This is a genomic window from Chondrinema litorale, from assembly GCF_026250525.1.
Taxonomy (GTDB): Bacteria; Bacteroidota; Bacteroidia; order Cytophagales; family Flammeovirgaceae; genus Chondrinema; species Chondrinema litorale.
Window position 1 is genome coordinate 1972764 of sequence record NZ_CP111043.1, and the last position, 12272, is coordinate 1985035.

The 12272-nt window shown below is 32.5% G+C and carries 13 protein-coding genes; 8 read left to right on the forward strand and 5 right to left on the reverse strand.

Translation table 11 applies throughout. From position 1 onward, the window contains the following. Positions 1–177: 177 nt before the first annotated feature. Both OQ292_RS08190 and OQ292_RS08195 read left to right on the forward strand, forming a co-directional pair. The gene (locus tag OQ292_RS08190) at positions 178–2226 is read left to right on the forward strand and encodes a coiled-coil domain-containing protein (RefSeq protein WP_284685572.1); all 2049 of its coding nucleotides are present in this window, start codon (positions 178–180) and stop codon (positions 2224–2226) included. Positions 2227–2324: 98 nt separating this feature from the next. Beyond that, positions 2325–3434 (forward strand): glycosyltransferase family 4 protein, encoded by a 1110-nt coding sequence (locus OQ292_RS08195; RefSeq protein ID WP_284685573.1) that lies wholly within the window; start codon positions 2325–2327, stop codon positions 3432–3434. Here the strand turns inward: OQ292_RS08195 and OQ292_RS08200 are convergent. From OQ292_RS08200 to OQ292_RS08220, 5 genes are all read right to left on the reverse strand, one after another. After that, positions 3431–4459: a glycosyltransferase family 9 protein gene (locus tag OQ292_RS08200; RefSeq protein ID WP_284685574.1), complete on the reverse strand. Its 1029-nt coding sequence runs from the start codon at positions 4457–4459 to the stop codon at positions 3431–3433. The two genes, OQ292_RS08195 and OQ292_RS08200, sit on opposite strands and share 4 nt — an antisense overlap. 110 nt (positions 4460–4569) lie before the next feature. Then, a complete protein-coding gene (locus OQ292_RS08205; RefSeq protein ID WP_284685575.1) occupies positions 4570–5886 on the reverse strand; it encodes a hemolysin family protein in 1317 nt (438 codons plus the stop codon). A 24-nt stretch (positions 5887–5910) separates the two neighbouring features. Continuing rightward, entirely contained in the window at positions 5911–6387 is a 477-nt protein-coding gene (locus tag OQ292_RS08210; RefSeq protein ID WP_284685576.1) for a YcxB family protein, read from the reverse strand. Positions 6388–6497: 110 nt separating this feature from the next. Beyond that, positions 6498–7355 carry a carboxylating nicotinate-nucleotide diphosphorylase gene (gene nadC / locus OQ292_RS08215; RefSeq protein ID WP_284685577.1) on the reverse strand — a complete coding sequence of 286 codons (858 nt, stop codon included), beginning with the start codon at positions 7353–7355 and terminating at the stop codon, positions 6498–6500. An 86-nt stretch (positions 7356–7441) separates the two neighbouring features. Further along, entirely contained in the window at positions 7442–7840 is a 399-nt protein-coding gene (locus OQ292_RS08220) for a DUF4783 domain-containing protein (protein WP_284685578.1), read from the reverse strand. Between the two features lie 399 nt (positions 7841–8239). On the opposite strand from OQ292_RS08220, the gene nusB reads away from it, so the two are divergent. Genes nusB through coaE form a run of 6 tightly spaced genes read left to right on the forward strand, consistent with a single transcriptional unit; the run spans position 8240 to position 12271 of the window. Continuing rightward, positions 8240–9364, forward strand: a complete 1125-nt coding sequence (gene nusB / locus OQ292_RS08225; protein WP_284685579.1) for a transcription antitermination factor NusB — start codon at positions 8240–8242, stop codon at positions 9362–9364. A gap of 33 nt (positions 9365–9397) precedes the next feature. Beyond that, positions 9398–9721 (forward strand): YtxH domain-containing protein, encoded by a 324-nt coding sequence (locus tag OQ292_RS08230; RefSeq protein WP_284685580.1) that lies wholly within the window; start codon positions 9398–9400, stop codon positions 9719–9721. 33 nt (positions 9722–9754) lie between these two features. After that, positions 9755–10264 carry a DUF1573 domain-containing protein gene (locus OQ292_RS08235; RefSeq protein WP_284685581.1) on the forward strand — a complete coding sequence of 170 codons (510 nt, stop codon included), beginning with the start codon at positions 9755–9757 and terminating at the stop codon, positions 10262–10264. 44 nt (positions 10265–10308) lie between these two features. Then, positions 10309–10632: a preprotein translocase subunit YajC gene (gene yajC / locus OQ292_RS08240; protein WP_431733762.1), complete on the forward strand. Its 324-nt coding sequence runs from the start codon at positions 10309–10311 to the stop codon at positions 10630–10632. 48 nt (positions 10633–10680) lie between these two features. Continuing rightward, positions 10681–11673 (forward strand): YbbR-like domain-containing protein, encoded by a 993-nt coding sequence (locus tag OQ292_RS08245; protein WP_284685582.1) that lies wholly within the window; start codon positions 10681–10683, stop codon positions 11671–11673. Further along, positions 11660–12271: a dephospho-CoA kinase gene (gene coaE, locus OQ292_RS08250; RefSeq protein ID WP_284685583.1), complete on the forward strand. Its 612-nt coding sequence runs from the start codon at positions 11660–11662 to the stop codon at positions 12269–12271. Before OQ292_RS08245 ends, coaE begins: the two co-directional genes overlap by 14 nt. Position 12272 lies beyond the last annotated feature (1 nt).

Sequence of the window (12272 nt, forward strand, 5' to 3'; positions counted from 1 at the left end):
ACATATTCTTAACTTCAATTACAGAGCTCACATACCTTTTTTTAGAGTTTTTCGTTATGCCCAAAAAATAACATTTTTTTAACGACTGATACCTTAAATAATCCGATTAATCTATTTAGCGCTATTTAATCTAAACAGTTTAGCCAGTCCATATTTAATTTTTTTCGACTAGATAACATGCATAATTTTTCCGTTTCCGATTGCAGTAATATTTTACTAATTTCTTCAGATCAACTACCAGCATCTAAAGGTAGTTTCAGAATTAAAGAAGTGAGCAGAAGTTCTAAACAGATTTACGATCTCTACTCAGAAGAAAAAAACAATCGTAAGCTTTGTTTGCACAATGCCCCTTTTAATATTGATGAACTTTCAAATACTGTAAATTCGAATGATTTTGCTGGAAGCACATTAATTTATATTACAGGCGTGTTATTAGATAAAAATGGAGAGTTGCACTTACCTGTTTATAAACCAAAACAAACTGGTTTTGCTGAAAGCATTAATCTTAAGTCTTTACTACAAGATATTGAGTCAAAAACATCGAATATCTGTGTGGTACTAGATACCATTTATTTTTCAGAAGCAATTCAGCTTTGCGGTGTAACTGAAGCACAGCTTAGAATAAATGAATTATTAAAAGATTTCTCTGATATAAAATTCATTGTCAATTCTCCTGAGAATACCACTTCGACATATATATATCAAAATAACAATACTGTTTTAAGTTCTTCTCTCGCTGAAGTTTTAACGAAATACATCGAATCTGAAGAAGAATTAAATTGTAAACAGTGGATTGATGAAAGCTTAGCATTTCTCTCACAATTGGAAGAATATAAATTACCTCTGGTACAATTATCTGAAAATGAAAAAAGCCAGAAAAAGCAAAAAGAAGCGGTAATGAATGATGTTATTCCGATTAAAGAGATTGCAGAAACTTCTATTTTTAATTTCTCTGAAATAGAAAACCACTTTTCTATTAATCATGATTATACTGAGCAAGAAAGTGCCTCAAAAAATCATTTTAACAAATACAACGAAGATTACCAATATCTACTAAATAATGTTATTGAGGAAGAAAAAGGGAAATTAGAAGATGCTTTCTGGCTAAAAATTAAAGACTCAAATATTCCTTCGGCTTATAAATTATACCTAGACTTTTTCGATACTGGTAAATATAAAAAACAAGCTGAGGAGTTATTTAAACAAAATATTAAGTTAAAAGAGCAAGATCTTTTAAAAGATGAGAAGCAAAAGCTGGAAGAAGCTATTCTGGATTTTATGACTGAAAAAGATGAAGACCAGAAACAACGAGATGCTTTTGCCGAAAAAGTAGGAAAAACCTATAGATTACTTGAAGATCAGAAATCTGAAATGTTGTTTGAATTACAACAACAGAGAAAAGCCATAGAACTAGAAAAAACAGATTTAGAAGATCTAAAAAAAGACTTACTCGACTTCCAGAAACAACTCAAAGAAAAAGATATACAATTGAATAGTCTTGAAAACAAATTAAGTTCTAAACTTCCAACTGAGAATAATCAGACAGGGAATGATGGAGAAGTTTCTATGATTGAAGCACTTCAAGAAAAGCTATCTCTTTTGCAGTTAGAATTCGAGCAATTAAAGCTTGAAAATAAAGAAACAATTTCTGAAAACGAGAGAGAAAAAGAACTTCTAATCACTAGTTATGAGTTTGAAAAACAAAATCACTTAGAGCAAATAGACCAGTTGGAAAACACTATAAGCTTGCTTAATATAATTCAGGAACAATTGGCAGAGCGAATGGTGAAGCATGAAAAAACACTTCATGCTGAGAAATTTATTCAGGGTGAAAAAGACAACTGCATTAACCAGCTCAGAAGTGAAAACTTGAATTTAAAAGAGATGCTTTTACAGGCTAATGAGAGATGTTTTAATTTGGAGGAGAAAAACTCAGAACATCTTGGAAAACACAAAGAATTATTGGCAGAAGTAGTTTTTCTAAAAGCACAGTTAAATAGCATTCAATCAACACCTGTAGAAAAACCTGTAAAAACAGAAATTACCTCTGAAGATCAGATTTGGGCAAAAACTCGTGCAACTGGCACCACCGAAGCATTTAGAAATTATATTAAAAGCAATCCAGATGGCATTTATGTAAACGAAGCAGAAATGCACATGGCTACACTCCAAATGATTAATCAAACCATGAAAAAAGCATCTGTGCAAAAAGACTTTGATGAGTAAATAAAATTTATCATTCCAGTAACTACGTAAAAAAAGCTTTTTACCTTCGTAGCATTAAATTATTGCTAATTTAATTTAAAAACTGAAGGTAAAACAAGATGAAAGTATTGCATTTAAGTTCAGAAGCTAGTTGGAGAGGAGGAGAACAACAAATAGCTTACTTAATAACCGAGCTGCAAAAACTGAATGTAGATGTAATGGTTGCTTGCAAAAAAGGGAGTCCTTTTGAAGATTTTTGTATTCAGGAGCACATCCCTTACAAAGCAATAAACTTTTCACACCAATATGCTCCAGGCACAGCTTTAAAAATAAAAAATATCTGCAATGAGTTTCAGGCTGATATTTTACATATGCACAGTAGTAAATCGCACGGTGCTGGTGTAATAGCTACTTTGCTAGGAGCAAAAGCTAATTTAGTTCTAAGTAGAAGGGTTGATTTTCCTGTAAAACAGGGGAAATTATCTCAATTTAAATACAACTTTGATGGCATAAAAAGAATAATCTGCGTTTCTGATGCCATAAAAGATATCACTGCCAGAGGGATAAAAGACAGCAGCAAACTGGTAACCGTACATAGCGGTATTGATATTGACAAATTCCATCCTGAAAGTGTAAATAAATCGATCTTACATACACAGTTTAATATTCCAACTGATAAAATAATTATTGGAAATACCTCAGCTTTAGCACCACATAAAGACTACTTCACATTTATAAATACTGCTGATATTTTATTAAAATCGAATAAAAACCTGCATTTCTGTATTATAGGAAAAGGCAAACTCAAAGGTGAGATAGAAAACTATATTCAAAAAAAACAACTTACAGAAAATTTCACGCTAACAGGTTTTATCAATAACATACCCGATGTTTTACCTGCTCTCGATCTGTTTCTTATGACTTCCGAAACAGAAGGTTTAGGAACCAGTATTCTCGATGCATTTGCATCTAAAGTTCCGGTTGTTGCCACTGCTGCTGGTGGTATTCCAGAAATGGTTATTCATAAAAAAACAGGAATGATTGCGCCAATAAAAGATGTTGAGACTTTGGCGAAAAATGTAAAGGAAGTATTTGCAGACTTAAATTTACAAAAGGATATTGTTTCTGGTGCTTTTAAACATTTGCATAGCTTTAGTAAAGAGCAAACAGCTCTAAAAACACTAGAGATTTACAAACAAATACTCTCTGAAAAAGCTATAAAAAGTTAGTTATGATAAGCTTTGGCTTTTTCAAAAACCTCAAGCAACTGTGTAGTTTGAATACCTTTTGCGCATGAAAAATGTTTTTGGGGACAAGTTTTATAACCGTGTAACCCGCAAGGTCTACAGTCTAATTTTTCTTTCACCTCAACTACTTTAGAAAACTCGCTTAAAGGACCAAAACCAAAATCGGGAACAGTAGAACAATAAATAGCACAAACAGGTGCATTCACTGAAGATGCCAAGTGCATGGGAGCCGAATCGTTCACAAAATTTACTAATGCTCCTTCCATTAAAGCTGCCGATTGCAATAAATTCAACTTACCAGTCAAATTAACCACGTTAGATTTAGCTGCTTCATTTATAATTAACTCACATGCATCAAAATCTGATGAAGCTCCTAAAAGATATATTTTCCCTTCAAAATCTAGATTTTTAATAAAATCTACCCAACCTTCTTTATGAAATTGCTTGGTATACCAAACTGAAGTAGGTGCTAAACAGATATAATCATCTTCTTTATAAACTGCTACTTTTTCTCTGTCTGATAGTGATGGATATAATCTAGGTCGGTGATCTTCAATATTATTAATACCAAGAGGTGCTAATAAAGAGAGATTTCGTTGAGTTTCGTGCACAAAGCTAGTTTGTATTTTTTCTCCAATTAAGTGAGGCAACTTGTCTGAAAACATAAACGACATTGGGTTTTTATCAAATCCGATTACTTTTTTTGCTCCTGAAAAAGCAACCATTAAGCCACTAGATAGAAAACGTTGCAGGTTTATTACTGTATCGTACTTTCTTTTTCTTATAATCTTTGAAAGCTTCCAAAGGCCTCTATTTTTGTCTTTTTTCTTATCCCAGATTAACACCTCGTTTATAACCGGATGATTTTTTAGCAAAGACTCATTCCCTTTTCTCAACAAAAAGTCTATGCTTACATCATTAAAATGATTTTTTAGATTCTCTATTAGTGGAGTTGCCAATATTACATCACCAATGTATGCAGTCTGAATAATCAAAATTTTCTTCATGAGCACTCCGCTATTGGTTATAATACGATTCAGGGGATTTCTATATAACCAGATGATTCTAAAAATGTGGAATACCTGATTTAAAATATTTTATAACGATGATAAAAAACTTAATTAGCTTTCTCTCTATCAATTACAGTAAGTTGTACCATATCTATTCTGGCATCTTCCATAGATTTTATAGTAAAAAGCAGATGGCCTGCATCTATCTGATCTCCGATTTCTGGAATATCTCCATGTAGATATAATATAAAACCTCCCAGTGTTTCGTAATCACCCTCTGGAATTTGCCAGTTAAATTCCTGATTTAGTCTATCAACTTCATTTCTTGCATTTAGAAGGAAATTGCTGTCATCCAGTCTTTTTACTTTATAACCTTCTAAGTCATCGTATTCATCCTCAATTTCACCAAAAATCTCTTCTATAATATCTTCGATGGTTACAATACCAGATGTACCTCCAAATTCATCTACAACCAATGAAATACTCTTTCTCTCACTAATAAACCTCACCATTAGCTCATTAGCCAGCATAGTTTCAGGCACTATGATAATGTCCGTCATAATGCTAGCAATGCTTTGAGGCTTTTTAAATAACTCAAGGTGATGGCAATAGCCAACTATATTGTCTATCGATTTTTTGTAAACCGGAATTTTTGAATGTCCACTTGAAGTAAATGCATCAGAAAGCTCTTCTATATCATCTTCATACTCAATTGCTACAATTTCCTTTCTGGGAATCATGCAATCTCTCACCTTTATCTTTTTAAATTCTAATGCATTACTAAAAATCTCTTTGTTTACCTCAGGGTTACCGTCTGCTTCACTTTCGTTGCCTGCAATAACATTATTTACTCTTTCGATATAGATGTTTAAATCGGTAAGACCAAATGCAGGTTTTACTTCTTTATATTCTAGTTTAAAAAGCTTCGCAATTAGCTGTTTAGACAACCAATCAATCACAAATACTATCGGATACAAAAGCTTGTAGATAATATTCATTGGGATGGCTGCCGCAGTTAAAAAGTCGTCTGGGTTAATTAAAGAGAGACTTTTAGGCAAAAATTCTGCTGTTGCTAGTACTAATAATGTAGACAGAATTGTCTGAAGAATTAGCACTAGTGTAAGTGATGTGTTTTCTGAGAGTAATGGGAAGGTGCTATGTAAAACTGCCTCTAAAGATGGCTCTAAAATTAAAGCAAAATAATAACCATACACCACCAATGCGACTGTATTCCCCAGTAATGTGGTTGATATAAAATAGGATGGCCGGTCTACAAACTTAGCAACGATTCTTCCTGCTAAGGTGTTTTTTTTACGCAATAACTCTAAATGCAAGCGATTAGCAGATATAAAAGCTATTTCAATCGCAGAAAAGAATCCTGAAAAAATAAGTGATATTATTACTAGTAGTATATTTTGATCCATTATGCTTTGAAAAGCAACATTCGTTTAAAGTAGTTTTTTTCTTTTAACAATAGTCTCTACAAACTTAACATCATTTTCGGTTCTAAAAACTTTGTTGGGTAAATAAATAAACTGAACTTTTGATAAGAAGAACAAGAAGTAATCTTTTCCTTTCTTTACTTTCTTTACAGTATCCCAAGTTACTGGCATACCTCTTTTACTATCCAGTTTAATCATTATATGCCTGCTATCAATTTCATAAGCAAGCTTTTCAAATAATATCTTATTCTGTTCTAGTTGTGTTACTCCGGCAAACTGAATTAGCCAAAATAGAACATACAAAACTATTAATGTAATTGAAATACCTAAACACCAGCCTAAAGCTCCTTCAACAAACAATGGAATGAGCATAACTACCACTGGTACTATCCACACCCACCAAAATTCCAGCATTACATTTTTTAAAGCTATAGAAATATAAGTTTTGTTGTCTAACTGATATTTTTTTGTTTTTACTATCATTTTCTAAATTTTATAAAAGCCGCTCCAAACCTAAAGTTTCAACCTAGCTAAAGCTTGCCAGATTAATTTGGCAAAACTAATACCTGTAAATTAAATTCTTTGATTTTTTATTAAGAAACTGCTTTTAGACTCATATCTAAACTTGGTGCAGAGTGTGTTAAAGCACCTACTGAGATATAATCTATACCTGTTTCGGCTACTTTTCTTATAGTTTCTTCGGTAATACCACCAGAAGCTTCAGACTCATATTTTCTACCTATTATTTCTAATGCTTGTGACATAATTTCAGGTGACATATTGTCAAGCATAATAATGTCCACCTTGCCTACTCGCATTACCTCTTTTACTTCTTCTAAACTTCTGGTTTCTATTTCTATCTTAAGAGCAAGATTTTTTTCTTTTAGATATGCTACTGTAGAGTTAATTGCGGCTTCTATTCCTCCTGCAAAATCTACATGGTTATCTTTTAACATTACCATATCAAAGAGGCCGAAACGGTGATTTTGTCCTCCACCAATTTTAACCGCCCACTTTTCTGCAATTCTAAAATTAGGAGTTGTTTTTCGGGTATCTAGTAACTTGGCATTTGTACCTGAGATTAACTGGTTAAGTTGTGTAGTATAAGTTGCAATGCCACTCATACGCTGCATACAGTTTAAAACAAGTCTTTCTGCGCTGAGTATAGATTGTGCTTTTCCAGAAACTTTAAAGGCAATATCTCCAAAGCTTACTTTATCTCCGTCTTTCACAAAAGTTTCAATAGATAAATCTTTATCAACCTTATTAAAAATCTTTTCTGCTAAAGCAATTCCAGCTATTATACCTTCGCTTTTCACAAGTAAATTAGCTGTATCTTGAGCCTGAGCAGGCACAGATGCCAGAGAAGAATGGTCTCCATCCATAATATCTTCCTGTAGTGCTGTTGCTATAAACCTATCTATATTCTCTTCTGATAAATAATTGTACATATATCTGGCTGTTATTACATATGCAAAAATAAAAAAAGACACCGATTTCTCAGTGCCTTCTCCACATAGCTGGTAAATATCTTACATTACTCTTTTACTATGTCTAACATATCTATTTTATACATTCCATTTTCTTCCTTAATTAACATATGAACTCTGTACTTACCATTTGTACATGTATAGGTACCAATCATAAATTTGAGTCCACCTCTGGAAGTTGTGTTGTGATCATACTCAAAGCTTCTGGCAGGATTTTCATCAAAAAACTTTTTTAAGATAATTTCTGCCTGAACTTTATTATAATTTTTCTTTTGGTTTCTCACATTTAACTCTACCGGCTCATTTAAATGAGTCGCTAGTTTTTCTGCATTTCCACTTCTTATTGCTTCCCTTGCACTGGCTACCACCTGATCTTGAGCTATAGCAAAACTTTGAAAAAACACGAAGCTCAAAGTGAGAAAAATAAGATTTTTAGTAGGTTTCATACATTTAAAATATATTATGAAAATGACACATATAATGCCAAAATAAGTCTACCTTAAACTGTTTTTAATAATATTCTCAAAATAGAACTACGGAAATATAAGCAATAAATTCTACCAGTTGTTTTATTAATAATGAGTAGAATTACTGATATCGGAAAATTTAAAGATGAATTAATACATTAAAAACATTAAATGATCTAATAAAAATTCCGTAAACACTCGCTTAACAGTTCTAAGACAATTCTCTGCTAGTTCGAGGCAATAACATTTATTAATCTAGCTTGTTCATCTTACTGGGCATTTTATTACAAAAGAAAATATTCAATCTTAATCAGATTATTGTAATCCTTTCCTTGTTACATAGCAAATACCTAACTTTGCAAACAAACTCATAAAAGCATGCTGAACCGTAGATTACTTAGAATAAAAGCCATGCAAAGCATTTATGCTTTCAAACAGAATGAAGAATCTGATTTCTATCTGGCTTTAGAGAAAATGAGTGAAGACTTTAGGTTTGAACTAAATATGATAGGCAAAACTGAAGCACCAAGGATGAAAGTTGAAGAGGATATTGCCACTCAAATATTTAAAAACGCGGTTTTTCCCGATGAAACAGTTGAGGTAAATACATCTTTACTTTCTGATAAAAGTAAGGAAATCGCCAACGAAGTCATTCATTTTTATAAAACTAAAAGAAACAACGATTATACGCACCATAAAAGAAAAATGGTGAAAGAAGCTGAAAGCATCTATGATCGCTATCTTATGTTTCTAAGGTTTTTTGAAGAAATGGTGCTTTTAGATAAGCCTACAGGTATATTTGCTTCTAATAAAGTAATTTCTTGCTTGTTGCGTAGCACAAAACTTCAAAGGCTTATTGCTACAAAAGAATTAAAGTGGGACCCTGTAATTGCAAAGAGATGGCATAAACTTTTTTATAAAGAAGAAACCATTTTATCTGAACTAAGTACGCATGAACGCGATTTTGAAGGAGATAGGTTAAGGTTTAGAATTCTGGTAAGAGATTTTCTCTTTAAAAATGAGATTGTACTTTCACATTTTGAAGAAGACGATATTAATTGGGCAGAAAATAAAAGTATTTTAAAAAGCATGCTCATTAATACCATTAAATCTGTGGAAGAAGGCGCATGTGAAGATGCCGAACTATTTTTACTTTCCAGAAACTGGGAAGAAGACAGAATTTTCTTTCAGCAATTGTTTGAACTATATCTGACTGAAGAAAATTATTATGAAAAACTAATTACAGAAAAAACCAAAACTTGGTCTGCAGACCGTATTGCTGTAATTGATAAAATATTAATGAAGCTGGCTATTTGTGAAATGATGAATTTCCCTAATATTCCGGTTAAAGTATCCATCAACGAGTACATTGATATTTCTAAAAGTTACAGTACACCAAAGAGTGGCCAATACATAAATGGTATGCTAGACGAGATTTCTAAAAAGCTTTCTGATGAAGGAAAACTAAAGAAATCTGGTAGAGGTTTGATTGATAACAAGTAAAATCTTAATTTCAGGAAATAAAATTTTTTAATAATGAGCAAAGGTGGAGGAAACAACTTTATATCTTTTTTAACTGGTGCTATTGTAGGTGCAGCATTAGGTATTTTGTATGCACCTGACAAGGGTAAGAACACTAGAGATAAATTAAACTTTGCCCTAGATAAATACTCTGACAAGTTGCAGGAGATTATTGATGAATTATTAGAGGGCAAAAGCGAACCTATAAGTATGGCTAAGTCTGAAGGTGAGAAAGTAATCGCAGATGCGATTCAACAGGCTGAGCAACTAAAAAAAGAGGTTGATGCATTAAGAAACAAAATTGTTCCTAAACAAGAAAAGGAAGCAAACGAATCATAAGATTTTTTAAACAGTTTAAATTTATAAATAGCTATGTCAAAAGTTCTTAAATTATTTATAGCTTTTGTATTTGCAGCTGCATTTGTAAGTTGCGAAAACAAGAAAACAGGTGTATCTGAAGAAAAAGCATCTGCCTCTACTGAATCTGCACCGAAAACAGAAGTGTCAAAAGCTGAAGTAGATCAAAAATATGCCAATTTCGCATTTGAAGAAACTGTTCATGATTTCGGAACAATTGCCAAAGGTGATGTTGTAAAGCACGTATTTAAATTTAAAAATACTGGTGAAGCTCCTTTAATGATTTCTGATATTAAAACAACTTGTGGTTGTACAACTCCACAATATACTAAAGACCCAGTTGGTCCAGGTGAAAGTGGAGAAATTCTAGTGCAATTTAACAGTGCTGGAAAAGCGGGTGTAATTAATAAAAGAGTAACTATTTATGCTAACGTTGAAGGTGGAACTGATGTAGTTTCTATCAAATGTAAAATAGATAGTGCAAGTGAAGTAGATGGTCCTTTTAAAACACAGCCTAACAGCTAATAAAAGGTCGCTACAGCTAAATTTAACTAAATTAATAAATAAACATGTTGGGAATCGCAGCGATTTTGTTACAGGTTGATGCTGGAAACAGCCAAATGATAAACCTGATCTTTATAGTAGGTATGGTCGTAGTTTTTTACTTCTTTATGATCAGACCACAGCAACAAAAACAAAAGAAACAAAAAGAGTTTGCAGACTCTATAAAAAAAGGTGATCAGGTAATTACAGTAGGAGGTATGCATGGTAAAATTGCCGCAGTTGAAGGAGATACTGTATTACTTGAAGTAGACAGAGGAGTAAAAGTTAAAATGGAAAAAAGCTCTCTTTCTTTTGAAAACTCTGCCACCGTAAGTAAAAAAGAAGCTTAAATCTTTTAAATTGCCGGATTAATTTCCGGCTTCTTTTTTTACAATAATATGCCTAATAGGGTAGTAGATAAATTTAACGAATTTGCACCGGCTTTTAAAGAGTATTTTGCTTCAGTTAAGGACTGGGACTGGAGGGTTATAGGAATTTGTTTTTTTACTTCTTTTACCTTCTGGTTATTTAATGAGCTTAACGACGAGCATAATTACGACCTCAAAATTCCATTACAATTCGATTACGACAACAATAAAGTTGTTATCTTAAAAGATCCCCCGTCAGACCTTGTAGTAAATGTAACCGGCAATGGCTGGGACCTATTCAAGAGTACTGTAAATCCGGAGTTTTCTGCCGAAGTAATTTCATTTGAAAACATAAACATGGCTGTAAATACAAACTTTATAGCCACCAATAGTTTAGTTTCTAGAATTACTTCGAAGCTTAAAGAGTTACAGGTGAATTATATTCTACAAGACTCTCTATTTTTTAAGTTCGATACTTTATCTACTAAAACTGTTCGGCTTGCCATTAGCAAAGAAAAAATTCCACTAGAACCCGGATTTTATATAACTACACCTATAGAACTGGAACCACATGAAGTGGATATAGAAGGCGCTTCTTCCATTTTACAACAAATGGACGATACAATAGCTCTGAGCTTAGATAAACAAGAAATAGATGGTGATATTGATGAAAATATTTCGCTAGGTTTTATCACCTCAAACTTTCTAAATCCTTTAACAAAAGAAGTTAAAGTTAGCTTTAGTGTGGCAGAGTTTGAACGAAGAAATATTAATGTTGGATTAGAACTAGATAACTTCCCTAAAGGTGCTAATGTAACTGTAGACCCTGGTACTGCTGTAATTTCTTATTTAATTGAGAAGAATGAGCAATACATGCCAAGAGACTCTTTAAGGGTTCTACTGGATTATAATATAATGGATAGAAATGATTCTACTATAAAGCCAAAAATAGTAGTTCCTCCATATTTTATGGAATACAATTGGTCGCCAGATAAATTCAAAATAACTCTTGAAAAAAAATAAACCACTCATTATAGGAATTACTGGAGGTATTGGCTCTGGTAAAAGTGTTGTTTGCAGAATTTTCAAGTCATTAGGTATTCCTGTTTATGACTCAGATTCTCGTGCAAAATGGTTAATGAGGCATAGTAAGGAATTAATTAATGAGATAAAAAAGAGTTTTGGTGAAAATGCCTATTTACCAGATGGACAAATTAACAATAAATATCTGGCTGAAAATGTATTTCATGATAAAGAAAAACTGAGATTACTTAGCTCGCTTACACACCCTGCTGTTGGCAAAGACTTTCAAAATTGGGTAGAAAAAAATCAGAGCCAAAAATACTTGTTAAAAGAAGCTGCTTTAATTTTTGAAGCTGGCATTTATAAAACTTTAGATAAAACTATTCTTGTTACAGCTCCTCAAGAAATAAAAATCGATAGAGTTTTAAAAAGAGACCCACATAGAGATAAAGCTCAGGTTTTAGCCATTATGGATAAGCAAATGAGTGATGAAGAAAAAGTCCCACTAGCTAACTATCTTATCTTAAACGATGATACCCAAATGGTTTTACCTCAGGTATTGAAGTTGCATAAGGAATTTAATAAACAGGAAGTTTAGC